The 23,820-nt window shown below is 74.4% G+C and carries 27 protein-coding genes; 14 read left to right on the top strand and 13 right to left on the bottom strand.

Features of this window, described 5'->3' with window-relative positions:
- Nucleotides 1-12: 12 nt before the first annotated feature.
- Together ACZ6TV_RS07030 and ACZ6TV_RS07025 are read left to right on the top strand one after the other, a co-directional pair.
- On the top strand, nucleotides 13-552 hold the full coding sequence (locus ACZ6TV_RS07030) for a hypothetical protein (protein WP_465296235.1): 540 nt from the start codon (nucleotides 13-15) through the stop codon (nucleotides 550-552).
- A gap of 9 nt (nucleotides 553-561) precedes the next feature.
- Entirely contained in the window at nucleotides 562-1,950 is a 1,389-nt protein-coding gene (locus ACZ6TV_RS07025; RefSeq protein ID WP_465296234.1) for an NAD(P)/FAD-dependent oxidoreductase, read from the top strand.
- A 35-nt stretch (nucleotides 1,951-1,985) separates the two neighbouring features.
- On the opposite strand, the gene ACZ6TV_RS07020 is transcribed toward ACZ6TV_RS07025, so the two are convergent.
- Nucleotides 1,986-2,732, bottom strand: a complete 747-nt coding sequence (locus tag ACZ6TV_RS07020; RefSeq protein ID WP_465296233.1) for an SDR family NAD(P)-dependent oxidoreductase — start codon at nucleotides 2,730-2,732, stop codon at nucleotides 1,986-1,988.
- Nucleotides 2,733-2,823: 91 nt separating this feature from the next.
- Nucleotides 2,824-3,453 (bottom strand): class I SAM-dependent methyltransferase, encoded by a 630-nt coding sequence (locus tag ACZ6TV_RS07015; protein ID WP_465296232.1) that lies wholly within the window; start codon nucleotides 3,451-3,453, stop codon nucleotides 2,824-2,826.
- Nucleotides 3,454-3,575: 122 nt separating this feature from the next.
- On the opposite strand from ACZ6TV_RS07015, the gene ACZ6TV_RS07010 reads away from it, so the two are divergent.
- Nucleotides 3,576-3,770 (top strand): hypothetical protein, encoded by a 195-nt coding sequence (locus tag ACZ6TV_RS07010; protein WP_465296231.1) that lies wholly within the window; start codon nucleotides 3,576-3,578, stop codon nucleotides 3,768-3,770.
- Between the two features lie 34 nt (nucleotides 3,771-3,804).
- Here the strand turns inward: ACZ6TV_RS07010 and ACZ6TV_RS07005 are convergent, their stop codons facing one another.
- Complete coding sequence (locus tag ACZ6TV_RS07005; protein WP_465296230.1) at nucleotides 3,805-4,392, bottom strand: HD domain-containing protein; 588 nt, start codon at nucleotides 4,390-4,392, stop codon at nucleotides 3,805-3,807.
- Between the two features lie 113 nt (nucleotides 4,393-4,505).
- Here ACZ6TV_RS07005 and ACZ6TV_RS07000 point away from each other — a divergent pair, with 113 nt between their 5' ends.
- From ACZ6TV_RS07000 to ACZ6TV_RS06985, 4 genes are read left to right on the top strand one after another with little or no spacing between them, the layout of a single operon-like run.
- Nucleotides 4,506-5,921 carry an FGGY family carbohydrate kinase gene (locus tag ACZ6TV_RS07000; protein WP_465296229.1) on the top strand — a complete coding sequence of 472 codons (1,416 nt, stop codon included), beginning with the start codon at nucleotides 4,506-4,508 and terminating at the stop codon, nucleotides 5,919-5,921.
- Nucleotides 5,918-7,309, top strand: coding sequence for an FAD-dependent oxidoreductase (locus ACZ6TV_RS06995; protein WP_465296228.1), 1,392 nt, complete (start codon nucleotides 5,918-5,920; stop codon nucleotides 7,307-7,309). The genes ACZ6TV_RS07000 and ACZ6TV_RS06995 overlap by 4 nt, the downstream gene beginning before the upstream one ends.
- Entirely contained in the window at nucleotides 7,306-8,517 is a 1,212-nt protein-coding gene (locus tag ACZ6TV_RS06990; RefSeq protein WP_465296227.1) for an NAD(P)/FAD-dependent oxidoreductase, read from the top strand. The genes ACZ6TV_RS06995 and ACZ6TV_RS06990 overlap by 4 nt, the downstream gene beginning before the upstream one ends.
- A gap of 45 nt (nucleotides 8,518-8,562) precedes the next feature.
- Nucleotides 8,563-9,792 carry an MFS transporter gene (locus ACZ6TV_RS06985; RefSeq protein ID WP_465296226.1) on the top strand — a complete coding sequence of 410 codons (1,230 nt, stop codon included), beginning with the start codon at nucleotides 8,563-8,565 and terminating at the stop codon, nucleotides 9,790-9,792.
- Between the two features lie 16 nt (nucleotides 9,793-9,808).
- Here ACZ6TV_RS06985 and ACZ6TV_RS06980 read toward each other — a convergent pair whose 3' ends face one another.
- A complete protein-coding gene (locus tag ACZ6TV_RS06980; protein WP_465296225.1) occupies nucleotides 9,809-10,831 on the bottom strand; it encodes a zinc-dependent alcohol dehydrogenase family protein in 1,023 nt (340 codons plus the stop codon).
- A 137-nt stretch (nucleotides 10,832-10,968) separates the two neighbouring features.
- On the opposite strand from ACZ6TV_RS06980, the gene ACZ6TV_RS06975 reads away from it, so the two are divergent.
- Complete coding sequence (locus ACZ6TV_RS06975) at nucleotides 10,969-11,859, top strand: helix-turn-helix transcriptional regulator (RefSeq protein ID WP_465296224.1); 891 nt, start codon at nucleotides 10,969-10,971, stop codon at nucleotides 11,857-11,859.
- A gap of 58 nt (nucleotides 11,860-11,917) precedes the next feature.
- On the opposite strand, the gene ACZ6TV_RS06970 is transcribed toward ACZ6TV_RS06975, so the two are convergent.
- Nucleotides 11,918-12,277, bottom strand: coding sequence for a hypothetical protein (locus ACZ6TV_RS06970; protein WP_465296589.1), 360 nt, complete (start codon nucleotides 12,275-12,277; stop codon nucleotides 11,918-11,920).
- Between the two features lie 60 nt (nucleotides 12,278-12,337).
- On the opposite strand from ACZ6TV_RS06970, the gene ACZ6TV_RS06965 reads away from it, so the two are divergent.
- Entirely contained in the window at nucleotides 12,338-13,273 is a 936-nt protein-coding gene (locus ACZ6TV_RS06965; protein WP_465296223.1) for a DUF2332 family protein, read from the top strand.
- On the opposite strand, the gene ACZ6TV_RS06960 is transcribed toward ACZ6TV_RS06965, so the two are convergent.
- Both ACZ6TV_RS06960 and ACZ6TV_RS06955 read right to left on the bottom strand, forming a co-directional pair.
- Nucleotides 13,270-14,019 (bottom strand): nucleotidyltransferase domain-containing protein, encoded by a 750-nt coding sequence (locus ACZ6TV_RS06960; protein ID WP_465296222.1) that lies wholly within the window; start codon nucleotides 14,017-14,019, stop codon nucleotides 13,270-13,272. The two genes, ACZ6TV_RS06965 and ACZ6TV_RS06960, sit on opposite strands and share 4 nt — an antisense overlap.
- A 107-nt stretch (nucleotides 14,020-14,126) precedes the next feature.
- The gene (locus tag ACZ6TV_RS06955; RefSeq protein ID WP_465296221.1) at nucleotides 14,127-15,092 is read right to left on the bottom strand and encodes an alpha/beta hydrolase; all 966 of its coding nucleotides are present in this window, start codon (nucleotides 15,090-15,092) and stop codon (nucleotides 14,127-14,129) included.
- 73 nt (nucleotides 15,093-15,165) lie between these two features.
- Between ACZ6TV_RS06955 and ACZ6TV_RS06950 the strand changes: the two genes are divergently transcribed.
- Nucleotides 15,166-15,711, top strand: coding sequence for a TetR/AcrR family transcriptional regulator (locus ACZ6TV_RS06950; RefSeq protein ID WP_465296220.1), 546 nt, complete (start codon nucleotides 15,166-15,168; stop codon nucleotides 15,709-15,711).
- A gap of 72 nt (nucleotides 15,712-15,783) precedes the next feature.
- Here ACZ6TV_RS06950 and ACZ6TV_RS06945 read toward each other — a convergent pair whose 3' ends face one another.
- The 3 genes from ACZ6TV_RS06945 to ACZ6TV_RS06935 all read right to left on the bottom strand — a co-directional run bounded on the left by ACZ6TV_RS06945 (nucleotide 15,784) and on the right by ACZ6TV_RS06935 (nucleotide 18,445).
- On the bottom strand, nucleotides 15,784-16,713 hold the full coding sequence (locus ACZ6TV_RS06945) for an RNA polymerase sigma-70 factor (protein WP_465296219.1): 930 nt from the start codon (nucleotides 16,711-16,713) through the stop codon (nucleotides 15,784-15,786).
- An 82-nt stretch (nucleotides 16,714-16,795) separates the two neighbouring features.
- Complete coding sequence (locus ACZ6TV_RS06940) at nucleotides 16,796-17,710, bottom strand: NAD-dependent epimerase/dehydratase family protein (protein WP_465296218.1); 915 nt, start codon at nucleotides 17,708-17,710, stop codon at nucleotides 16,796-16,798.
- Nucleotides 17,711-17,806: 96 nt separating this feature from the next.
- The gene (locus ACZ6TV_RS06935) at nucleotides 17,807-18,445 is read right to left on the bottom strand and encodes a class I SAM-dependent DNA methyltransferase (RefSeq protein WP_465296217.1); all 639 of its coding nucleotides are present in this window, start codon (nucleotides 18,443-18,445) and stop codon (nucleotides 17,807-17,809) included.
- A 42-nt stretch (nucleotides 18,446-18,487) separates the two neighbouring features.
- On the opposite strand from ACZ6TV_RS06935, the gene ACZ6TV_RS06930 reads away from it, so the two are divergent.
- On the top strand, nucleotides 18,488-19,114 hold the full coding sequence (locus ACZ6TV_RS06930) for a maleylpyruvate isomerase N-terminal domain-containing protein (protein ID WP_465296216.1): 627 nt from the start codon (nucleotides 18,488-18,490) through the stop codon (nucleotides 19,112-19,114).
- Nucleotides 19,115-19,131: 17 nt separating this feature from the next.
- Here ACZ6TV_RS06930 and ACZ6TV_RS06925 read toward each other — a convergent pair whose 3' ends face one another.
- The gene (locus tag ACZ6TV_RS06925; RefSeq protein ID WP_465296215.1) at nucleotides 19,132-19,581 is read right to left on the bottom strand and encodes a hypothetical protein; all 450 of its coding nucleotides are present in this window, start codon (nucleotides 19,579-19,581) and stop codon (nucleotides 19,132-19,134) included.
- A gap of 94 nt (nucleotides 19,582-19,675) precedes the next feature.
- Here ACZ6TV_RS06925 and ACZ6TV_RS06920 point away from each other — a divergent pair, with 94 nt between their 5' ends.
- The 3 genes from ACZ6TV_RS06920 to ACZ6TV_RS06910 are packed head-to-tail and all read left to right on the top strand — an operon-like array spanning nucleotide 19,676 to nucleotide 21,826.
- The gene (locus ACZ6TV_RS06920) at nucleotides 19,676-20,644 is read left to right on the top strand and encodes an aldo/keto reductase (RefSeq protein WP_465296214.1); all 969 of its coding nucleotides are present in this window, start codon (nucleotides 19,676-19,678) and stop codon (nucleotides 20,642-20,644) included.
- A 22-nt stretch (nucleotides 20,645-20,666) separates the two neighbouring features.
- Nucleotides 20,667-21,212: a hypothetical protein gene (locus tag ACZ6TV_RS06915; protein WP_465296213.1), complete on the top strand. Its 546-nt coding sequence runs from the start codon at nucleotides 20,667-20,669 to the stop codon at nucleotides 21,210-21,212.
- An 11-nt stretch (nucleotides 21,213-21,223) separates the two neighbouring features.
- On the top strand, nucleotides 21,224-21,826 hold the full coding sequence (locus ACZ6TV_RS06910; RefSeq protein ID WP_465296212.1) for a hypothetical protein: 603 nt from the start codon (nucleotides 21,224-21,226) through the stop codon (nucleotides 21,824-21,826).
- Between the two features lie 172 nt (nucleotides 21,827-21,998).
- Here the strand turns inward: ACZ6TV_RS06910 and ACZ6TV_RS06905 are convergent, their stop codons facing one another.
- Together ACZ6TV_RS06905 and ACZ6TV_RS06900 are read right to left on the bottom strand one after the other, a co-directional pair.
- A complete protein-coding gene (locus tag ACZ6TV_RS06905) occupies nucleotides 21,999-23,018 on the bottom strand; it encodes a HEAT repeat domain-containing protein (protein WP_465296211.1) in 1,020 nt (339 codons plus the stop codon).
- The gene (locus ACZ6TV_RS06900) at nucleotides 23,012-23,812 is read right to left on the bottom strand and encodes a HEAT repeat domain-containing protein (protein WP_465296210.1); all 801 of its coding nucleotides are present in this window, start codon (nucleotides 23,810-23,812) and stop codon (nucleotides 23,012-23,014) included. The genes ACZ6TV_RS06905 and ACZ6TV_RS06900 overlap by 7 nt, the downstream gene beginning before the upstream one ends.
- Nucleotides 23,813-23,820: the final 8 nt, after the last annotated feature.

Here is a 23,820-nt window from a genome sequence, read left to right as displayed (position 1 = left end):
AAGGGACCCGCCTTGAGCAATCTCACCCCTGCGCAGATCGGCCGGCTCCGGACGGCGCGCCGCTGGTTCTGGATCGAGATCCTGGCCGCCACGGCGGTCTTCATCGGCGGCATCGCGCTGATGATCGTGACCGACTACGAGATCTGGGCCGCGGCCGGCGCCCTCGTCGGCGGGTTCCTGCTCCGTGTCGCGTTCCAGCTCTGGTCGCAGCACGCGGCCAACGCCGGGCTCGACGCCATCCGCGCGAAGGCCGCCCTCGACGCGGACCGGGACCGGCGCACCGGCCGCGACCAGCTCACCAAGCGGGAGCGGGCGCGGCGGGCGACCGTGCGGGCCAACATCATGACGGGCCTCGGCCTGCTGAGCGGGGCCGTGCTGATCGCCGCGGTCGTCGTGTTCTTCCAGCACGCCGGCCGGACCGCGGTGGAGGGCGCGCCGCTGGACATGTGGATCCCGGTCAGCCTCGGCATCGGCGTCGCCACCCTGATCGCGACGCCGTTGCTGCTGAGCCGCGCGAAGGGACTCCGGCTGGCGGCCTCGAAGAGCCGGTAGGGTGCGGAAATGGGGCATCCCGCGCTGAGCGACGCCGTCAGCACGCCGTACTGGCTGGCCGGCGACAACCGAGAGCCGCACCCGCCGCTGCGCGGGTCGACGACCGCTGACCTGGCGGTGGTCGGCGGCGGGTTCAGCGGGCTGTGGACGGCGCTGCTGGCCAAGGAGCGCGACCCGGGGCTGGACGTCGTGGTCCTCGAGGGCCGGCGGATCGGCTGGGCCGCCACCGGGCGCAACGGCGGCTTCTGCGCGGGCAGCCTCACCCACGGGCTCGCCAACGGCGCGGACCGGTTCCCGGACGAGATCGGCACCCTGGAGCGGCTCGGCGCGCAGAACCTCGACGGGATCGAGGCGACGCTGCGCCGGTACGGCATCGACTGCGGCTTCGAGCGCACCGGCGAGCTGTCGGTGGCGACCGCGCCGTGGCAGGTCGACGGGCTCCGCGAGCACCTGGGCCTGGCGGAGCGGCTGGGCCGGCGGGTCGAGTTCCTCGAGCGGGACGCGATCCGCGCGGAGGTCCACGCCGCGACCTACGAGGCCGGGGTGTGGGACCGCGACGGCACCGCGATGCTCGACCCGGCGCGCCTCGCGTGGGGGCTCGCCGACGCGTGCGCGGCGCTCGGCGTGCGCTTCCACGAGGGCACCCGGGTCACCGGCGTCTCCCCGGCCGGAGCCGGCCTGCGGGTGCGCACGACCGACGGTGCCGTGACCGCGGCGAAGGTGGCGCTCGGCACGGGGGCGTTCCGGTCGCCGTTGCGGCGGGTCCGGCCGTTCATCGTCCCCGTGTACGACTACGCGCTCATGACCGAGCCGTTGACCGCCGGGCAGCTCGCGTCGATCGGCTGGGCCCGGCGGCAGGGCATCGGCGACGCGGCGAACCAGTTCCACTACTACCGGCTCACCGGCGACAACCGCATCCTGTGGGGCGGCTACGACGCCGTCTACCACAACGGCGGCGGCATCCGTCCCGCGTACGACCAGCGACCGTCCACATCGGACAAGCTGGCGGCGCACTTCTTCGCCACGTTCCCGCAACTGGAGGGGCTGCGGTTCACGCACGCGTGGGGCGGCGTCGTCGACACGTGCTCGCGGTTCTGCGCGTTCTTCGGCACCGGGCACGGCGGGCGGCTCGCGTACGCCGCCGGGTACACCGGCCTCGGCGTCGGCGCGACCCGCTTCGGCGCGCAGGTGATGCTGGACCTCCTCGGTGGACGGCCCACGCCGCTGACCCGGCTGCGGATGGTCCGGTCGAAGCCGGTGCCGTTCCCGCCCGAGCCGGTCCGGTCCGGGGTGATCCAGCTGACCCGCTGGTCGATCGCCCGCGCCGACGCGCACGAGGGCCGGCGCAACGCGTGGCTGCGCACCCTGGACCGGCTCGGCCTCGGCTTCGACTCCTGACCCGATGCGTTCCGGCGCTTCGGTGCAGGTGCGGCTCAGATCGTGAAGCCGCCGTCGACGTTGACGGTGGCGCCGGTGACGTACCGGCCGTCGGGCCCCGCCAGGAACGCGACCGCGGCGGCCACGTCGGCCGGGTCCGCGTAGTGCCCGAGCGCGGTGAAACCGTTGATGGCGCCCGCGTTCGGGCCGTCGGCCGGGTTGAGATCCGTGTCGGTCGCGCCCGGGTTGACGAGGTTGACCGTGATCGCCCGCGGACCCAGCTCCCGGCCGAGCGACTTCGTCAGGCCGATCAGCGCCGTCTTGCTCATCGCGTACAGCGCGAAGCCCGGGAACACGACCCGCTCCGCCATGTTGCTGCCGATGTTGATGATCCGGCCGCCCGCCGCCATGTGCCGCACCGCCGCCTGCGTGGCGACGAACGGCGCACGGACGTTGACCGCCACCGTCTGGTCGAACTCGCCGAGACCCAGCTCCTCCAGCGGCCCGAGCAGGAACGCGCCGGCGTTGTTGACCAGGATGTCGAGCCGGCCGAGCTCCGCCGCGGCCCGGTCGACGGCGCCGGTCACCGCGGCCGGGTCGGCGCTGTCGGCCTGGATGACCAGGACCCGCCGACCGGTCGCGGTCACATCGGCGGCGAGCTCCGCCGCCCGCCGCCGGTCGTGCTGAAACGTGAGCGCCACGTCGGCGCCCTGGGCGGCCAGGCGCCGCACCACGGCGGCGCCGATCCCGCGCCCACCGCCGGTCACCAGTGCCACCTTGCCCTCAAGCGTGTTCGTCGTCATGCGGATCAGCCTGCCGCGCAAGGCATGCGCCCGTCTGGCGGCGATCGGACGCGGCGTTCGCGGTGCGGCGCCGTGTCGCGACGGCGCCGCGCTACCTCGTCGCGTGGATGCGCTCGATCGAGCCGGCCTTGCGGCGCTCCACCGTCTCGACCCGGAACCCGGCGGCGCGGACGAGCGGCAGCTGCCGGCGGGTGAAATACTCCCCGGCCGTGCGCCGGGTGACCTGCTCCAGCAGCCACTGCGCGGCCCGGATCGGCGGCCAGCTGCTGCCGATGTGGTCCAGCAGCAGCAACCGCCCACCCGGCACGAGGACGCGGTGCATCTCGGCGATCGCGGCGGCCGGGTCGGGGATCGTGCACAGCGCCAGCGCGCACACCACCGTGTCGAACGACGCGTCGGCGAACGGCAGGTGCTCCGCGTCCCCTTCCCGCAGATCCGCGTCGCGACCCAGGTCGGCGGCGCGCCGGCGGGCGATCGCCAGCATCGCCGGGCTCAGCTCCACCCCGGTCAGCACGACACCGTCCCGGTAGTGCGGCAGGCTCCGCCCCGTGCCGATCCCGACCTCGAGGACCCGCCCCTCGGCCCGCGCACCGAGCCACTCCCGCCCACCGGTGAACCAGATGCGCTCGAAGAGGGTGATCTGCTGGTCATACGTGGCCGCGCTGCGGTCCCACACCCGCCGCCGCAGCTCGGTCGGAGTGTCACCCGCATCGCCGGCCATGACGGTCCCCCTCCCCCGCACACCCGACTCTACGGCAAGTTTCCGGCAAGACCCTTTCGGCCGGTGCGCCCGCTGTCACCCCTGTCGTACATTGACCTCAACAACTCTCGGGGGAGACTCAGATGCTGTTCCTCGTGCTCGCGATCCTGGTGATCGGTTCCGCCGTCAGCGGCCTGATCCTGTTGTCGTCCCGGCGAAAGGTCGACGGCGTCCCGCGCGACCTGCGCCGCGCCGGCGACGAGGAACCCACCGCCCCAGGCGCCGCCTTCCGCCGCGCCTTCGGCCGCAGCGCCTGGCAGATGCACAGCCAGGGCTGACCCGAACAACCCCGCGTTACGGAAGGCCGCGGCGTTACGGGGTGACCGGTGTCAGTGACCGGCGGAGGCGGCGCTCCACCCGGTCGGCGGTGGCGAGGAGGTCGGGGCCGCGCAGGTGGTGGACGCGGGCGTTGTCCGAGGTGGCGCCGTGGCGGGCGAGCATCTCGGTCATGCGGGTGCGGATGTCGACCCGGGTGCCGTCGGGGCCGACGGTCTGGTCGGCGTAGGTGAGGGCGTCGGCGACCGGGGACAGCTCGCGGGGAAACTCGGTCATCTCGTGCCGCAGGCCGCGGACCTCGGCGACGTAGCAGGCGCCGGAGTGGTGGGCGACGAGGGCGTTGACGCGGGCGGCCCATCCGGCGGCGCGCAGGAAGCGGGCGCCGTCCAGCGGGTGGAAGCCGGTGTCGTGGACCGGGGTGGCGTAGCCGATGTCGTGCAGCCAGGCGGCGGCGACGACGCGGTCGCGGTCGGCGGGGGTCATGGCGAGCGCGGTGCAGAGCTCGGCGGCCCGGCGGGCGACGCCCGCGGTGTGTGCCCAGCGCCGCGGCAGGTCGGTGAGCAGCTCCGAGGCGAGCTCCCTGGCGGCGGAGACGTCGAGCCGCTGCCGCACCATGGTCGTCATACCTACGACCGTAGGACCCGCGCCCGCCGGCGCCGAGAGCCCCGGACGGAGTTCATGTCCGCATCACCTGTTGTTCATCTTTAGGGACCGAACAAGAACTGGTATACGAGACCATGCGCATTCTCGCGATCGACCAGGGGACGTCGGGGACGAAGGCCGTGGTCACCGACGCCCGGGGGACGGTCCTGGCGATCGCGGAGGAGCCGCTGCGTCCCGTGTACGGCGCCGGTGGTGCCGTCGAGCAGGACCCGGCGGCGCTGCTGGAGTCGGTGCTCACCGCGGGGCGGCGGGCGGCGGAAGGGCACCGGGTCGACGCGGTCGCCCTGGCCAACCAGGGCGAGACGGTGCTCGCCTGGGACCGGGCCACCGGTGCGCCGCTCACCCCGGCGGTCGTGTGGCAGGACCGGCGGGCGGAGCCGGTCTGCGCCGACCGGAAGCCGTCGGCGCAGCGGGTCGCCGACCTGACCGGGCTGGTCCTCGACCCGTACTTCTCCGCGCCCAAGATGCGCTGGATCCGTGACAACCTCACCACCGACGGTGTCGTCACCACCACCGACACGTGGATCGTGCACCAGCTGTGCGGCGCGTTCGTCACCGACGCGTCGACCGCCAGCCGGTCGCTGCTGCTCGACCTCGACACCGGCGCGTGGAGCGGCGAGCTGCTCGACGTCTTCGGGCTCGGCGCCGAAGCGCTGCCGGACATCGTCGCCAGCGACACCGTCGTCGGCACGACCCACGCGTTCAGCGCAGGACGAAGCGCAGCAGGCGTGCCGGTGACCGGGCTCATCGTCGACCAGCAGGCGGCGCTGCTCGCCGAGGCGTGCCTGGCGGCCGGCGAGGCGAAGTGCACGTACGGCACCGGCGCGTTCCTGCTCGCCCAGCTCGGCGCGACCCCGAGACGCTCGGCGCAGGGCCTCTCGACGTCGATCGCGTGGCGGCTGCGGGACCGCATCGAGTACTGCGTCGACGGCCAGGTGTACACGGCGGCGTCCGCGGTCCGCTGGCTCGCCGACCTCGGCCTGATCCGGGACGCCGGCGAGCTCGACACCACGGCGGCCGACGACAACGGCGGGGTGCTGTGCGTGCCGGCCCTCGCCGGGCTCGCCGCCCCCTGGTGGGACGCGGGCGCCACCGCCTCGCTGACCGGGATGACCCTGAGCACCGGCCGCGGCGAGATCGTCCGCGCCGTCCTGGAGGGCGTCGCCGCGCAGGTGGCCGCCGTCGCGCGGCTGGCCGGCGACGACCTCGGCGCGCCGCTGACCCGGCTGCGGGTCGACGGCGGGCTCACCCGGTCCCGGGTCCTCATGCAGGCGCAGGCGGACCTCGCGCAGCTGCCGGTCGAGGTGTACCCGTCGCCGCACGCCACCCCGCTCGGCGCCGCCGCCTGCGCCGCGCTCGCCCTGGACCCGTCGCTCACCGCGGCGGACGTCACGAGCGGGTGGCGGCCGGCGGCGACGTACGAGCCTCGGTGGTCTCCCGACCGGGCCGCCGCGCACATGGCCGGCTGGCACGCGCTGGTGCGGCCGTGACCGGCTACGACGTCGCGGTCATCGGGGGCGGGATCGTCGGCGCCGCGATCGCCCGGCTGCTCGGCGGCAGCAACCTCAGGACGGTCCTGGTCGAGGCGCGCGACGACGTCGGCGACGGCACCAGCAAGGCCAACACGGCGATCCTGCACACCGGGTTCGACGCCACCCCCGGCACTCTCGAGGCGCGGCTCGTCGCCCGGGGGTACGCGATGCTCGGCGACTACGCGGCGGCCACCGGCATCCCGGTCGAGCGCACCGGCGCGCTGCTGGTCGCGTGGGACGACGAGCAGCTCCGGACGCTGCCCGCGCTGCGTGACAAGGCGGTGCGCAACGCGTACACCGGCTGCGAGATCATCGGGAGCGCCGATGTCTACCGGATGGTCCCTGACCTCGGGCCCGGCGCGCTCGGCGGCATGACCGTGCCCGGCGAGTCGATCACCTGCACGTGGACGGCGAACCTGGCGCTCGCCACCGACGCGGTCAACCGGGGCGTCACGCTCCTGCGCGGGCACCGCGTCACGGCCGTGCAGGTCGGCCCTGATCGCAGCCGCCTCGCGGGTACGGCCGGCGACGTCACCGCACGCTGGGTCGTCAACGCCGCGGGGCTCGGCGCCGACACCGTCGACCGCCTGTTCGGCAACGAACGGTTCACGGTGACGCCGCGCCGCGGGGAGCTGTTCGTGTTCGACAAGGCCGCCCGGCCGCTGGTGCCGTGCATCGTGCTGCCGGTGCCGTCGAAGGTCGGCAAGGGCGTCCTCGTCAGCCCCACCGTCTACGGCAACGTCATGCTCGGCCCGACCGCCGAGGACCTCTCCGCCGCGGACCCCGCCGACCGGACCGCGACCGGCACGTCGGAGCGGGGCCTGCGGTTCCTGCTGGACAAGGGCCGCGAGCTGATGCCGCGCCTGCTCGACGAGGAGGTCACCGCCACCTATGCCGGGCTCCGCGCGGCGATCGACCGTGACGACTACCTGATCGACGTCGACCCGGCGCGGCGGTACGTGCTGGTCGGCGGCATCCGGTCGACGGGGCTGACCGCGGGGATGGCGATCGCCGAGCACGTGGGCGAGCTGCTCGCGGGCCATCTGGACGTGACACCCCGGGCCGGGCTGCCGGACCCGCCGCGGATGCCGAACCTCGGCGAGGCCTTCACCCGCCCGTACCAGGACGCGGCCGCGATCGCCGCGGACCCCGAGTACGGGCGGATCGTCTGCTTCTGCGAGCGGGTCACCAGGGGCGAGATCCGCGACGCCTACCTGTCGCCCGTCCCGCCCGCCGACCTGAACGGGCTGCGCCGCCGGACCCGCGCGATGAACGGCCGCTGCCAGGGCTTCTACTGCGGCGCCGAGCTCCGCTCGCTGGCCCGGACCCGGGGCGGGGCGCTGTGAACGAGCACGCGGCGGTCGTCGTCGTCGGGGCCGGCCCGGCCGGGCTCACCGCCGCCGCCGCGCTCGCCGCGCACCACGACGTGCTCGTCCTCGAACGGGAGACCGCGCCCGGCGGCATCCCCCGGCACAGCGACCACCTCGGGTACGGCATCCGCGACCTGCACCGGTTCGTGTCCGGTCCCGCGTACGCCCGCCGCCTCACCGCCGCCGCCCTCGCCTCGGGTGCCCGGCTGGAGACCGAGGCGACGGTGACCGGCTGGGCCGGGGACCGCGCGCTCGAGGTCACCTCGCCGCGCGGCCGGCGGGTCATCTCCGCCGGCGCGGTCGTCCTGGCGACGGGCGCCCGTGAACGCCCGCGCCCCGCCCGGCTCATCCCCGGCGACCGGCCCGACGGCGTCTACACGACCGGGCAGCTGCAGCAGCTCGTACACCTGGGGCATCGCGACATCGGGCACCGCGCGGTCATCGTCGGCGCCGACCTCGTCAGCTGGTCGGCGGTCCTCACCCTCCGCCACGCCGGCTGCCGCCCCGTGCTCATGACGACGCCGTCCGCGTACGCGACGCTGGGCCGAATCCCGTTCCTCGTGCCCGTGCTCCGCCGGACCCGCGTCGCCGCCGTCAACGGCCACGGCCGGGTCACCTCCGTCGACGTCGAGGACCTGCGCACCGGCAGGTCGCGCCGCGTCCCGTGCGACACCGTCGTCGTCACCGGCGACTGGGTCCCCGAGCACGAGCTGGCCCGCCTCGCCGGCCTGACCCTCGACCCCGGCACCCGCGGCCCGCTCGTCGACACCGCCCTGGCCACCAGCCGCCCGGGCGTGTTCGCCGCCGGCAACCTGCTGCACCCCGTCGACACCGCCGACCTGGCCGCCCTCGACGGCCGCCACGTCGCCCCCGCCGTGACCGCCTTCCTCGCCGGTGCCGCCGCCGACCTACGGGGCGTCCCGCTGCGCTGCGAACCCCCGCTGCGCTGGATAGCGCCGCAGCTCGTCCGCCCGGCCGGCCCACCCCCGGTCCACGGCCGCCTCCAGCTGTGGTGCGACACGTACGTCAGGTTCCCCCGGGTGGTCGCCACCCAGGACGGCCGGCGGCTCGCCTCGGCCCGCCTGCCCTGGCCGGCCGCCCCCGGCCGGGTCTTCCGCGTGCCGTTCACCCTCGTCGCCCGCGCCGACCCGGCCGCCGGCCCGGTGACCGTCACCCTGAGCTGACCGCCGGGCACCTCGACCCGCGGCGACGCGTGATCTGATGGGGCCGTGCAACGACGATCGCTGGGCCGTCCGTTCGGGTGGCTGTGGGCCTCCTATGCCGTCAGCGCCTACGGGTCGGGGCTGGCGTTCGGGGCGTTCCCGCTGATCGCCGTGCTGGTCCTGCACGCGGGGCCCGCGCAGGTGTCCGCCCTCGCCGCGGTCGGGCCGGCCGTCGGGGCGTTGATCGCCCTGCCGCTCGGGCCGTGGGTGGAGTTCCACCGGAAGCGGTCGGTGATGATCGCGATGAACCTCGTGCGGTTCGCCGTCATGATGTCGATTCCGGTGGCGTACGCCCTGGGCCGGCTCACCTTCGTCCAGCTGCTGGTCGTGTCGGCGGTGGTGGCGTCGGCGCGGATCGCGTTCACCGCGGCCAACGGCGCCTACCTCAAGGCGCTCGTCCGCCCCGAGGACCTGCTCGTGGCGAACGCGCGGTTCGAGTCGACGACGTGGAGCTCCATCGCGGTCGGCCCGCCGCTCGGTGGCGCGGCCATCGGGCTGTTCGGCCCGGTGACCACGGTCGTCGCGGACGCGGTCAGCTACCTGCTGTCGGCGCTCGGCATCACCGCCGTCCGTGGTCCGGTCGAGACGCCGAAGAAGTCCAGCGGGCTGCGCCCCGCCGACCTGCTCGACGGCTGGCGGCACCTGCTGGGGCATCCGGGGCTGCGGCCGCTGTTCCTCAACCAGCTCGTCGTCAACGGGCTCATCATGGCCACCGAGCCGCTGCTGGCCGTGCTGATGCTCGGGCAGCTCGGGTTCCCGCCGTGGCAGTACGGGCTCGCCTTCGCCCTGCCCTGCGTCGGCGGCCTCATCGGCTCCCGCCTCGCGTCGCGCGTCGTCGGCCGGTACGGGCAGCACACCGTCCTGCGGGTCGTCGGCGCGCTGCGGGTGGTCTGGCTGGTCGGGCTCGCCTTCATCCAGCCGGGCGTCGCCGGTCTCGTCACGGTCATCGGCGTCGAGCTGGCGATCATCATCTTCATGAGCCTGTACAACCCGGTGCTGGCCACGTACCGGCTCGAACACACGCCGAAGGACCTGCTCGCCCGCACGCTGACGGCGTGGACGGTGAGCACCAGCGCCGCGATCGCGGTCCTGAGCGCCCTGTTCGGGCTGCTCGCCGCCGCCACCAGCCCCCGCACCGGCATCGTGGTCGCCGGCCTGCTCATCCTCGCCAGCCCGCTCCTGCTCCCCCGCCGGAGCACCGCGGTGGCCGACGTACCGGTGCGGGTGGACGCCTGACGGCCCTGGCGGTCCTTTACGGCTGCAGCAGCACCTTGATCGCGCGGCGCTCGTCCATGGCCCGGTACCCCTCGGCGGCCTGGTCGAGCGGCAGCGTGAGGTCGAACACCTGGCCCGGGTCGATGCTCCGCCCGACGATCAGGTCGATCAGCTCGGGCAGGAAGCGGCGTACCGGGGCGGGACCGCCGTGCAGGTGGACGTGGGAGAAGAACAGCTCGTCGCCGGGCAGGGCGACGTCGTGGGCGACGCCGACGTAACCGACGTGCCCGCCGGGGCGGGTCGCGCGGATCGCCTGCATCATCGACTCCTGGGTGCCGACCGCCTCGATGACCGAGTGCGCGCCGAGCCCGCCGGTGAGGTCCTTGATCCGCGCGACACCCTCGTCGCCGCGCTCGGTCACGATGTCCGTGGCACCGTAGGCGAGCGCGAGCTTCTGCCGGTCGGCGTGGCGACTCATGGCGATGATCCGCTCGGCGCCGAGCTGCCGTGCGGCGAGGACGCCGAGCAGGCCGACGGCGCCGTCACCGACGACCGCGACGGTCTTGCCCGGCCCGACCTGGGCGGCCACGGCGGCGAACCAGCCGGTGCCGAGGACGTCCGAGGCGGCGAGCAGGCCCGGAACCAGGTCGTCGGCGGGGAGGTCCGGGGTCGCGACGAGGGTACCGTCGGCGAGCGGCACCCGCAGGTACTGCGCCTGCGCGCCGATCCCGCCCATGCCGACCCGGTGCACGCACGAGCTCTGGTAGCCGGCCCGGCAGATCTCACACGTGTTGTCGGAGGCGAAGAACGAGCCGACCACGAACTGCCCGGGCCGCACCGTGCGGACGTCGGCGCCGACCGCCTCGACGACGCCGACGTACTCGTGACCGATCGGCGCCGGCCCGTCGACCTGCTCGATCCCGCGGTACGGCCACAGGTCGGAGCCGCAGACGCAGGTGGCCGACAGCCGGATGACCGCATCGGTCGGCTCGACGATCCGGGGGTCTTCACGCTCCTCGACGCGGACGTCACCGGGCGCGTACAGCATGGTTCCTCGCATGGGAGGTGGTTCCTTTCGGTTCGGTAAGGCGCCGTAACCCCAGCAAACCCGATCCGGCGGCCGGCGGGGAGGTACTGGCGAAACACGTACCACCAGGGCACCCCAACGTCCCGTTGCCGGGTCGTACCGTCGAAGCCATGGACAACCGCGCCGAGGTCCGCGACTTCCTCGTCTCCCGCCGGGCCAACGTCACCCCGCGGCAGGCCGGGCTGCCCGACGCGGGCAACCGCCGCGTGCCCGGGCTGCGCCGCGGCGAGGTCGCCACGCTCGCCGGGGTGAGCGTGGAGTATTACGCCCGGCTCGAACGCGGCGCGATCGCCGGCGTGTCCGCCTCGGTCCTGGACGCCCTCGCCCGGGCGCTGCGGCTCGACGACGCCGAGCGGACCCACCTGTTCCACCTCGCCCACGCCGCCGACGGCACCAGCGCCGGCATGCGCCCCCGCCGCCGCCCGGCCAGGCGCTGGACGCCCCGCCCGAGCCTGCAATGGGTCCTCGACCGCTTCACCGCGCCGGCCATCGTCCGCAACGGCCGCATGGACCTGCTCGCCGCCAACCACCTCGGCCGGGCCATGCACGCCGCCCTCTACGACACCGCCGCCTGTCCCAACTTCGCCCGCTTCACGTTCCTGCACCTGGACGCCGCCCACGACTTCTACCCGGACTGGGACACCGCCGCCGACACCTGCGTCGCCATCCTGCACACCGAAGCCGGCCGCGACCCCCACGACAAGGACCTCCACGACCTGGTCGGCGAGCTGTCCACCCGCAGCGACGCCTTCCGCCGCCGCTGGAGCGCCCACGACGTCCGCGCCCACGGCGCCGGCACCAAACGCTTCCACCACCACGACGTCGGCGACCTCGAACTCGCCTACGAAAGCGTCGACCTGGTCTCCGAGCCCGGCCTCAGCCTCACCCTCTACGCCGCGGAGCCCGGCTCACCGACCGCTCATGCACTCGACCTGCTCGCCTCCTGGACCACCTCCCAGCCCGCCACTCAGCAGGAGAAATCCTCCGGGACGGTCTCGTAGCGGCGGGCCACCGCGGCACGGATCAGCCCGGCGTCGTCACCGAACGGACTGGATGGGGTTACCGGAGCCAGCGGAGGGCGGCGTCGGCGGTGTCGTCCGGGGTGCTGTTGAAGGCGATCGCCGCGTCCGGGGCGTGCTGGCGGACGAGGTTGACGGCCTGCTCGAACAGGTGCAGGAGCGGCTCGTGCTTGCGGATGCCGCCGCCGACGACGACGCAGGTGTAGGGCTTGCGGGTGAGAGCTTCGGTGATCGCGGCGGTGGTGTCCTCGTCGGGGGCGAGCAGGCACAGGTCGGACTCGATGCCGTGCTCGGCGAAGCGGGCCTGGCCGCGGGCGATCGCGGCCACGACCGGCTCCGGGTCCCAGCCGGGGATCCGGGCAGGGTCGAGGCCGATCACCAGGACGGGTCCCCGCGTCATGCGTTCCACGGACACGATGCTGCCACATGATCGCCCGAACTGGTGTGCGACGATCGCACGGTGAGTGCCGGTTGGTTCACGGATTTCGCTGAGCGGGAGGCGCGCGGGGTCTCGCCGGTGTATGAGCGGCTGTGCCTGGCCATCGCCGGGGACGAGGAGATCCTCGCGCTGCTGGAGACGGTCCCGGCCGCGAAACGGCAGCCCAACCTGCTGCTCGGCGTGGTGCGGCTGCTCGGCGGGCCGGTGCACGATCCGGTGGCGTTCCACGCGTTCACGGTGGCGAACTGGGCGGCCGTCGAGGCGGAGCTGCTCGTCCGCGCGACGCAGACCAACGAGGCCGGCCGGTGCGCGCTGCTGCTGCCGGTGCTCGCCGCGTTGCCGCAGCCCCTGGCGTTGCTCGAGGTCGGCGCCGCCGCCGGGTTGGGGCTGTATCCGGACCGCTACCGCTACCGGTACAGCGGCGGCGATGTCGTCGGGGACGGCGGGCCGGTGCTCGACTGCGTCCTCACCGGCGCCGCGGCGCCGCGGCGGTTGCCGGACGTGGTGTGGCGGGCCGGGCTGGACCTCAACCCGCTCGACGTCACCAACCCGTCCGACGTCGCGTGGCTGGAGGCGCTGATCTGGCCGGAGCACCGGCACCGCCGCGACCGGCTGCGCGCCGCGGCCGCCGTCGCCGCCGCCGATCCGCCGCTGCTGGTGCGCGGGGACCTCGCCGACGACCTGCCGGGCCTCGCCGCGCGGGCGCCCCGCGACGCGACCCTGGTCGTGTTCCACACGTCGGTGCTCTATCAGGTGCCGCCGGCGCGACGTGACGTTTTCGCAGGTGTGGTACGGCGGCAGCCCGGTCACTGGATCGCCGTGGAGGCGCCGGAGGTCATCGCGTACGACGGGATCCCGCCGGCGCCGGACGGGAGGTTGCACAACGTGCTCGCCCTCGACGGTGTGCCGCTGGCCTGGACCCGGCCGCACGGCGAAGGGATGGCCTGGTTCGGTTAGCCGCTCAGCCGGGTCCGCACGACCAGGTCGTGCAGGGCGTCGACGGCCGCCGGGGCCGGCTGGTCCGGCAGCGCCGAGGAGTCCCGGGCCGCTTCCAGCTCCGCGCGCAGCCGTGGCACGTCCACGGCGAGCCGCCCGGCCGCACCGGCGGGCAGCGGCCCGTGCTCCGCTTCGCGCTTCGCGGCGATGAGGTCGGGGACGTACGCGAGCCCGGTGCCGAGCCTGCCGAGGTCCGCCTCGACCGTGCCCGTGCGCATCAGGTGGATGCCGGTGAGCAGCACCCGCAGCGTGTACAGCGCGGGCTTGAGCTCGCCGGTCCTGGCGTGCAGCCGCTCCTGCGTGGCGGCGAACCCGAGGTAGTGGTGCGCGTGGTGCCGGGTGACCAGCCGCGCCGCGATGGCCTTCAGCTCGTCGTGCACCGGGGTCGTCACGACGACGAGGGGTGACATCAGCTGCTCCAGCACGTAGCCGTTGCGGCTGTTGAGCATCTTCGCGAACTTCAGCAGGTCGTGGCTGACGACGTCGAGCTCGACCCCGTCGCGGATCCCGGCGTGCTGCAGCGTCTGCGGCCCGACGCGCAGCCCGACGACCTCCGCGGCGGGCAGCAGGTGCGCGGCGCGCAGGTCGAGGTCGGAGTCGACGGACGCGAACCCGTACAGGTGCGCGCCGCTGACGGTGGCGAACAGCAGCGGCCGGGGCAGCGCCTGGGCAACCTCCGCCGCCCACGCCGGCACCTCGACAGTCACGCCGGCTCCCTGCCGGTCGCGGCGGGCGGCGGGTCCTGGGCCGCCCCGCCGCCGAGCACCACCTGGATCCGGGCCATGGCACCGATCATGCCACCGCGCCGGGTCCGCTACTCGGAAAGCGGGGCGAGGCGGCCGTGCAGGAAGCCGGTGATCTCGGCGCGGGCGGCCTTGGCGTGTGGGACGACGCCCGGCATGCTGAGGAACGCGTGGGTCGCTCCGGGGTGTTCGGTGAGCCGGACCGGAGTGCCCGCGTCGCGGAGTCTGCCGGCGTACGCCCTGCCGTGGTCGGCCACCGGATCCAGGGTAGGCACCACGACGAGCGCCGGGGCGAGGCCGGCGAGATCGTCGGCGTACAGCGGCGACACGGCTCGCGCGTCCGAGCCTTCCGGGACGGCGAGCCGGCGGAACAGCTCCATCTGCGGCACGGTCAGCGTCGGGCTGTCCGCGTGCTCGCTCATCGACGCGTAGTCGAACGCCGTCGCGGTCAGGTCGACGCACGGGTTGACGAGGACCTGCGCGCGCAGGTCGAGGCCGGTGTCCCTGGCCCGGATCGCGGCGATGGCGGCGACCATGGACCCCGCGCTCTCCCCGAAGACGGCCACCCGGGCCGGGTCGACGCCCCACTCGCCGGCGTGGCCGAGCACGTGCCGCAGCGCGTCCCAGCCGTCGTCGACGGCCGCCGACAGCGGGACCCCTTCGGCGAGGAGCCGGTGCTCGACGGACACGACGAGGGCGGGCAGCTGCGCCGCGAGATAGCTGTTGATCCAGTCGCTCTGCACGGCCGTGCCGACGAAGCCGCCGCCGTGCACGTGGAGCACGAGCGGCAGCCCCTCGCGGGTGCCGCGGCCCGGCCGGTACACGCGGATCCGGACGATCCTGTCGGGCAGCCGCAGCTCCTGCCAGCCGATCTCGGCGCCGCGGGCGGGGAACCCGGTGACGACCCGGATCAGCGGCGCGGACCTGCGACGGTTCTCCGCGGCCCGGAACGCGTCCAGGTCCGCCGCCGGCATCGCCAGCCAGTCGGGCTCCTTCCGCAGGGCCTGCAGCACCCGGATGCCCAGTGGTGCTCTCATGACGCGCCTCCTCCGCAATTACGCTACTTGAAGTATCGATACTAGAAGTAGCACAACTGGGTAAGGTTTGGCCATGCCCACCAGACCGCCAGGCCGCCCCCGCAGCGGCGTCGACGCCACGGTGTTCGCGGCGACCCTGAGCACGGTCCACGACCTGGGCTACGCGCACGCCACCGTCGACCGCATCGCCGCCGCCGCGGGCGTCGCCAAGACGACCGTCTACCGCCGCTGGCCGTCCAAGGGCGCCCTGATCACCGCCTGCCTCGTCGACGCGTTCGGCCCCGTGCCGCTCACCGGCGCCGACCGGCCTGCGATCCTCGCCTCGGCCATCCGCTGGATCGCGGGGAAGATCGGCGAGCCCGGCATCGGCGCGGCGTTCGCGGGCGTGTTCACCGACGCCGTCAACGACCCGGCGCTGCGGCGGATCCTGTCCACGCAGCTGCAGGACCCGTACCGGATCGTGCTGCAGGACGCGCTGGACGAGCCGGAGCAGCGGGTCCTGTTCTTCATCGACGTCGTGGTCGGCACGCTGCTGCACCGGCTCGGCATGACCGGCGAGCCGATGACCGACGACGACGTCGACGCCCTCGTCGCCATGGTCCTGCACGCCCTGGGCTGACCCGCACCGTGCCCGCGGGCCGCCACCCCGCGCGGCAGCGGTCAGGCGGACGGCGGGCCCGAGCGGCAGCGGTCAGGCGGGCGGGCGGCGGGCCCGCTGCACGGCGCGGGCGATCGCCCAGCCGTCGGCGACCGGGCCGAGGTGGCCGAGCTTGTCCGGGTTCGCGACCGAGCGGATCATCTGGATCCGCCCGTCGAGCACGTCCAGCGTCATCGTGCCTGCGACGTTGCCGGCACGATCGCGGAGCACCGCGCCGGGCTGGCCGTTCACGGCGTGCCGCTCCAGGGTGATGTCGGTGCGGAACACCAGCGGGAAGATCGACGCGAGCAGCCGCGCCACGTTGTCCGCGCCGGAGACCGCGTTGGCGAAGGCGGGTGCCTTGCCTCCCCCGTCGCCGACCATCTGCACGTCGGCGGCGAGCAGTTCGCGCAGCGCGGCGACGTCACCGTCGCGGAGCGCGTCGAAGAACCGGGCGGCCAGCTCGTCGCGTTCGTGGCGGTCGGCCTCGAAGCGCGGGCGGCCCACGTCCATGTGCCGGCGGGCCCGGACCGTCAGCTGCCGGCACGCCGCCTCGGACCGGCCGACCGCGGCGGCGACCTCGGCGAAGCCGAACCCGAACACCTCCCGCAGCACGAACACCGCCCGCTCCAGCGGGGTCAGCCGTTCCAGCAGGAGCAGCGCCGCCATCGACACCGAGTCCGCCAGCTCGGCGGAGCGTTCCGGGTCGTCGTACGGGTCGGCGACCAGCGGCTCGGGAAACCACTGCCCGACGTACGCCTCGCGCCGCACCCGCGCCGAGCGCAGCACGTCGATCGAGATCCGGGTGACGACCGCCGACAGGAACGCCTTCGTCGACGCGGGCCGGGTCTGCGTCGAGGAGAACCGCAGCCACGTCTCCTGCACGGCGTCCTCGGCCTCCGCGACGCTGCCGAGGATGCGGTACGCGATCGCGAACAGCAGCGGCCGCAGCTCCTCGAACTCCTCAGAACGCTGGCCGCTCACGCCGCCACCTCCGCTGCGCTCCGGCGTCGACCTGAGCCAGAACCGCCACATGATGAGCGGCCCAAGACGCTCCGCTGGCCGCTCATGCGAGCGCCGCCTTGAAGCCCTGCCGCCAGGACGGGTACCGCAGCCGCCATCCGAGGTCGCGCTTGGCCTTGGCGTTGGAGAAGCCGCGGCCCTCGACGAGCGCGCCGACGGCCATCTCGCCGGCGACGAGCCGGGCCAGCCACACGGGGATCCGCCGCGGCGGCTTCGCGCCGGCGCATTCGGCGAGGTACGGCAGCCACACGCTGACCGGTGCCGGCTCGTCGTCGACGATGTTGAACACGCCGTGGGCGCGCTGCTCGACCGCCAGTACGGTGGCCTCGGCGGCGTCGTCGATGTGCACCCACGAGACGTGGCCGGTGCCGCGGCCCACGATCGGGACGAGGCGCTTGCGGATCAGGTGGATCTGGTCGTCGTGGGCGCCCTCGCCGTAGAAGCCGCCGTACCGCAGGACCGCGCCGCCGGCCGCGACGACCGCCCGCTCGAGGTGCGTGATCGCCTTGGTGCCCTCGACCACCTCGAGTGGGTCGTCCTCGGTCTTGACCCAGCCGCCGCTGCGGCCGCCGTTCATGCTCGCGTGCCCCTGCGCGACGAGGTGCGCCACGCCGGTCGCCTCGGCCGCGGCGAGCAGGTGGTCGACGCCCTCGCTGCGCAGCCGGTTGGTGGCGGCGAAGAACCGGTCCGGGCGGCGCGGGTTCGGCTTGCCGGAGTGCCCGGCGGACAGCGCCGTCATCTGGTGCACGATCGCGTCCGGGCGCGCCGCCGCGACCGCCTCGCCGACCGCCGCGCCGTCGAGGCCGTCCATGACGACGCCCTCGGCGCCGAGGTCCTCGATCAGCGGCAGCTTCGCCGCGGTGGTCGTCGTCGCGGTCACCTGATGCCCGCGGGCCACCAGCAGCGGCACCAGCCGGCGCCCCATGACCCCGCTCCCACCTGCCACGAACACGCGCATGTCGTCATCCTCCTCGTCCCGGGAGCCGCGGGAGGCCCCCTCCGCCACCGAGACGAGACAGCGCGCCGGCCTGTGACACGGGAGCGCGCGGGGCGGTCAGGAATGTGCGATCACCATGCCGCCGGTCGCTCCCCCGCTCGCGTGGTGCAGGAGACGGACCTCGGTGCGGAAGCCGGCCTCGTCGAGCCACGAGACCATCCGCTCGACCGTGCGGCGGTGGATGTACACCTTCATCGGGTGCCCGCCGTAGCCCTCGGTCTTCAGCGTCGTCGTGTCGCCGGCGTGGAACCCGACGAGCAGCACCCCGCCGGGGCGCAGCACCCGCCGGAACTCCCGCAGCGCCCGGTGGACCGCGTCGTCGGGGAGGTGGATGGTCGAGAACCAGGCGAGCACCCCGGCGAGGGACCCGCCGGCGTGGCCGAGGCCGAGCATCGACCCCACCTCGAACCCGATCCCGGGATGGTCCTCGCGGGCGACGGCGATCATGCCGGGTGACAGGTCCACGCCGGACACGTCGAGCCCGAGGTCCCGCAGGTGCGCCGTGACGCGGCCCGTGCCGCAGCCGGCGTCGAGCACGGGCCCGCCGCCGGCGCTCACGACCAGGTCGGCGAACAGGCCGAGCACATGGGTGACGACCGGCTGTCCGGCCAGCGCGTCCTTGAGCAGCGCGCCGTAGCTCACCGCCACGGTGTCGTACGACGTGCGAATGTCGTCCAGCCAGCCGGTCCCCGTCATGGCGGCCGACTCTACCGGCGACTTCCGGGTAGGGTACGACCGATGATCCGATCTGCGTTCCTGGATGCCGCCGCGATCACGTCGACCCTGCTGCGCGAGCCGAGACTGGCCGAGCGCTGGTCCACCCCGAGCGCCCTGCCCGACCTGTCCACCGCCGGCCTCGCCCGTCACCTGGCCAACCAGGTCATCGCGACCGTCACGTGGCTGGGCACGCCGCCGGGCGGCACCGCGATCCCGCTGCTGGATCACTACACCGGCAACGCGTGGGTGACGTCCGGCATCGACGACGCCGACAACGTCACGATCCGCCGCCGCAGCGAGGAACTGGCCTCGGCGACGACCCCGGCGGCCCTGGCCGACGACGTCGACGCCGCGCTGGCCGACCTGCGCTCGACCGTGCCGGCCCAGGCCCCGGAGCGCGTCGTCGACCTCGGCGAGTACGGACTGGGGATCGACGACTTCCTGCTCACCCGGGTCATGGAGCTGGTCGTGCACGCCGACGACCTGGCGGTCAGCCTCGGCGTGCCGACCCCCGAGATGCCGCAGGCCGCGACGACGGCGACGATCCACCTGCTGGGCAGCATCGCCGCCTGGCGGCACGGCCCGGTGGACGTGATCCGGGCCCTGTCCCGCCGCGAACGCGCGCCCTCGTCGATCGCCGCCTTCTGACGCCGTCGCGGGGCGCGTCAGGCCGGGGGCCGGAACGGCGGCAGGCCCAGGGCGGTGAGGAAGCGGTCCGTCTTGTCCTCCACGAACGGTGAGTCGTCGGCGGGCTCGTCGTCCTCGTCGTCCTTGGCCAGGTACAGCAGCAGGGTCGCCGCCTTGGCCGCGACGTCGGCGTCGGTCACGGCGGTGCGGCGGGCGGCCCACCAGGCGGCCAGGCCCGCGGCCTCGCGGTGTACGTCGGTGGGTGGGGACGCGGCCAGGTTCTCGAAGTACACGCGGGGCGTGAAGCCGAGGAACGCCACGCCGGTGCCCGGGCCGGCGGGGCGGTAGGTGACCGCCGCGAAGTCGCTGTCATGGATGTCGACGTGGAGCCAGGGGCCGCTGCCCGGAGCGACGACGTCATCGATGTCGACCGCTGTCCAGGTCTGGCCGTCGAAGAGAAACCCGCCGAAGAACCCCACTGCACCCATCTCCGTAGTGGATCAACGATTTGCCATGATCGCACGGCGGGCGGGTGCCGCGCTCGCTTGACCTGGAGCGCACTCCAGGTGCCAGGGTCGGGGCATGACGCAAGCGACGCAGTCCCCGCTGGTGCTCGGGGCGATGATGTTCGGCACCACCATCGACGAGGACACGTCGTTCGCGCTGCTGGACCGGTTCGTCGAGCGCGGCGGGGTGTGGATCGACACCGCCGACTGCTACGCGTTCTGGGCCGGCGCCGGCGGGCACGGCGGCGACAGCGAGCGGGTCATCGGCCGGTGGCTGGCCGCGCGCCCGGGCGTCCGCGAGCGGGTGAGGATCGCGACGAAGCTCGGCGCGGAGCCGGTCGAGCCGGGGTCGTGGCCGGACCGGCGGGCCGGGCTGTCGCCGGACGCGGTGCGCTCGGCGTTCGCCGGCAGCCTCGACCGGCTCGGGATCGACCGGGTCGACCTGCTGTGGCTGCACCAGGAGGACCGATCGGTCCGCATCGAGGACACCGTCGAGGCGCTGGCCGGGCTGGCCGCGGACCGGTTCGGCGTGTCCAACCACCCGTCGTGGCTGGTCGAACGCGGCCGGGTGCACGCGAAGGCGATCGGCGCGGCGCCGTTCGACGCGCTGCAGCTCAACGCCACCTACCTGCGGCCTCGGCCCGGGACCCTGCCGCCCGGCGTCGAGCACCGCTTCGGCGTCCTCAGCGACGAGCAGGCCGACTACGCCGCCGAGCACGGGATGGACGTGTGGGCCTACACGCCGCTGCTGTCCGGCGCCTACGACAACCCGGAGAAGGTGATTCCCGAGGTGTACGACCACCCGGGCAACACCGCCCGGATCGCCGCGCTGGACGCGGTGGCGGCCGAGACCGGCGCCGCCCGCGGCCAGGTCGTGCTGGCCTGGCTGTGCGGCCACGGCATCCGCCCGATGCTCGGCGGCAGCAAGGTCGGGCAGCTCGACTCGGCCCTCGACGGCGTCACGCTGGTCCTGGACGCCGGGCAGCTGCAGCGCCTCGACGCCGCGGACCGGTTCGCGTGGGCGTCGCCGTACGCCAAACGCTGAGAACCCCGTCTATAGTGCCGCCGTGTCCGAGACTGTATGCGTCACCGCGGCGATCACCATCGAGGCGCCGCGCCTGCGGGCGTGGCTGGCGGCGCCGGTCAGGCCGGCGTCGAGCTGGCAGGACTGGGCCGGCGTCGCCGCCGCCTCGACCGGTGAGCTGCCCGCCGCCGTGCGGGAGTGCGACGGGTGGCTGTCCGGCGACCACGCCGGCGTCCTGCGCGACCTCGCCGAGGACGAGCTGCTGCTCCGGTACGACGAGAGCACCGGCGCCCTGGTCGTCGAGTTCGCGTCCAGGGTCGACTTCCGGCTCCCGACGCTCGTGTGGGCGTGCGCCGTGCTGCGCGGCCTCGCCGACGCCATGACCGGCGGCGACCGTGGCCTGGTGACGGTGACGAACGACTGGGACGACCGCACCGTCCTGCTGCACCTGGACCCGGACGGTTCGGTGTTCCTGGACCGGGCCCGGGACGCGCGGCGCATCGCGGAGGCGCACGGCTGGGAGATCGACGTGCGGGCCGCTGCCCTCGACGCCGACGAGGACATCGATTGGCTCAACGACGTGCCGTAAGCTCTCCGGCCATGCGCCGCCGCCCCCTCCTCGGCTGGATCCTCCCGGCCGTCATCACCACGGTGATCGCCGTGTATCTCGGCGGGGTCCTCGCCGGCCGCTGGGACCCGACGGCCACGAGCGGCGCCGACGCCAACACCGCCGCGGTCCCCGAGTCGACGGACCCCGGGCACCGCAAGGCGCAGCAGGAGCTGTGCCCGCTGATCAGCAAGCCGGAGATCCTGGCGATCGTCGAGCAGCCGCCGACGAACAAGGGCGCCGGCACGTCGTACGACCCGGGCGGCACCTGGCACCAGTGCACCGTGTCGCTGCCGCACAGCGCGCTGCGGCTCAACGTGTCCCGCGACGGCACCCGCATCGCCGACTACCAGCGGCTGTTCAAGGAGGCGCAGCCACGCACCGTGCTCGGCCGGCCCGCCCTCTGGGTCGCCGACCCCGTGCCGGTCGTCAACGTCCCGTTGAAGAGCGCGTCGCTGCTGGTCGCGTGGGACCGGGCCGACACGGGCGGGATGGTCGAGGTCTCGATCCTGCGCGACACGATCGACCCGGCCGACGAGTCGAAGGCCACGCAGATCGCCGAGCTGCAGCTCCCGAGCCTGCCCGGCTGGCCCTGACCCCCGTACCGCGAAATTCGTCTGCGTCGCCGACCTCGAGGACGAGCTGATCCGGGCGGTCGGCGTGGCGGGACCGGCCGGTCGGGGCGCAGCTGCGGCGGAAGCTCCGCTACGCGCGGCTGCTCGTCGAGGCGGTCCCGCTCGACGCAGTGCTCACCGCGGCGCTCGTGGACTAGCCGTCCGACGCGGGCGGTGTGCGCAGGGTCAGCAGGTACGTCGCGGTGAGCGCGACCGCGCGGTCCGGATCGGTGGTCAGGTCCGTGAGGGCCCGGGTCGTCGTGGCGCCCGGAACGTCGGCGAGGGCCTGGGTCAGCCGCCGCCGCGCGGCCGGCTCGGTGGTGCCGCCGGACAGCCGGCCGACCAGCCCCGACGCGATCTCCTCCACCAGCGCGGGATCCGCCGCCAGGGCGCCCAGCGCGTCGGCCGCGTCGGTGTCGTTCACCCCTTCGACGACCATGTCGATCAGGGTCGGGACGGCCGCAATGCCCCCTCGCGCACCGAGGGTCATCGCCGCGCGCCTGCGGACCGCGACGTCGGCGTTCGTCAGGGCGTGCCGCAGCAGCGCAGCACCCGCGTCGTCGTCGCGGAACGCGGCGATCGCCTCCACCGCGCGCCGCCGCACGTCGGCGTCCGCGTCGGTGACGGCGTCGGCCAGCAGCGACAGGCCGCGGTCACCGGACTGCGCCAGCGCCCACCGCAGCGCCCCGGCGACGTTCGGGTCGGTCTCGTGCAGCGCCGCCTCGACCAGGGCCTCCACCGGCACCGGACCGTCGTCGGGCGGGGTCAGCGCCGCCCGCAGCCGCCGGTCGGGGCTCTGCGAGCCGAGCCCCTGCAGCAGCGCGACGACCTGCAGGACGTCCTGCCAGTCCTCCGGCTCCGCGGCCCCGATCCGGCTCAGCCGGGTGAGCAGCTCCTGCTCCGCCGCGATGCGGTCGCGGGTACGGTCGATGAGGTCGCCGACGAGTGCCGCCGGCGTGAAGCCCGGGTCGTCCAGGGCGCGCCCGACCTCCCGCAGCGACAGTCCGAGCGACCGCAGCATCTCGATGTGGAAGATCCGCCGGATGTCCTCCCCCGAGTACTCGCGGTAGCCGGACCCGGTCCTGCCCGTCGGCCGGACCAGGCCCAGCGTGTCGTAGTGCCGGAGCATGCGGGCGCTGACCCCGGACCGCCGCGCGACGTCACCGATCAACACTGCGTGTCATCCTCCTGAGCGTCAGGCTGAGCATCCGGCTGAGCATCCGGCTGAGCGCCGGGCTGGGCGTCGGCGCCGACGGGACCGTCGGGGCCCAGTGCAACGATGCGCTTCGCCTCCTCGATCGCGAGCTCGAATCCGGCATCCGGGTCGCGCAGGAGCCTCTCCGTCGCGGCGGCGTGCTGCCGTACGCGCGGGTCGGGGCTGGCCGCTGCGGCGCTCAGCGCGGGCCTGATCACCTCGCCCAGCGCGATCAGCGCCCGGCTGAGGCTCAGCTGCGTCTCCCGCCCGCCGCGACCGAGCTGGGTCACCAGCACCGCGGCGAGCCCGGCCGCTTCGCCTCCGGCCGTCCCGCCCGAGACCGTCCCGCCCGAGGACGTCCCGCCCGAGGACGTTTCGTCCGGGGCCGTCCCGTCCGACGGCACCAGCACGACCGCGGCCCGCCACGCGGTCCGCGCCACCTCGTCGGCGGGGTCGGTCAGCAGCGCCCGGGTGATCGCCGGCCACGCCCGCTTGTCCCCGATCTTCGACAGGGTGTGCAGCGCCTGGCTGCGGGCCTGCGGGACGGCCGAGCCGAGCTCCTCGACGAGTCGCGGCAGCGTCATCGCCGACGGCTGGCGGGTGAGCGCCCAGGTGAGCATGTCGCGCACGTAGAAGTCGGGCTCGACCGCGCAGCGCTCGACGAGCGTGCCGATCAGCGCCGGGTCGGGGTGCGTGCCGACGGCCAGCGCCGCCTGCAGCCGCACCGACGCCTTGCCGTGCTCCAGGGCCTGCATCGCTCGTGTCGTGGTCATGGCGACAG

The sequence above is a fragment of the Dactylosporangium sp. NPDC051087 genome (assembly GCF_055586325.1).
Note: the sequence above shows the minus strand (reverse complement) of the source record. Positions and strands in the feature narration are given on the sequence as shown.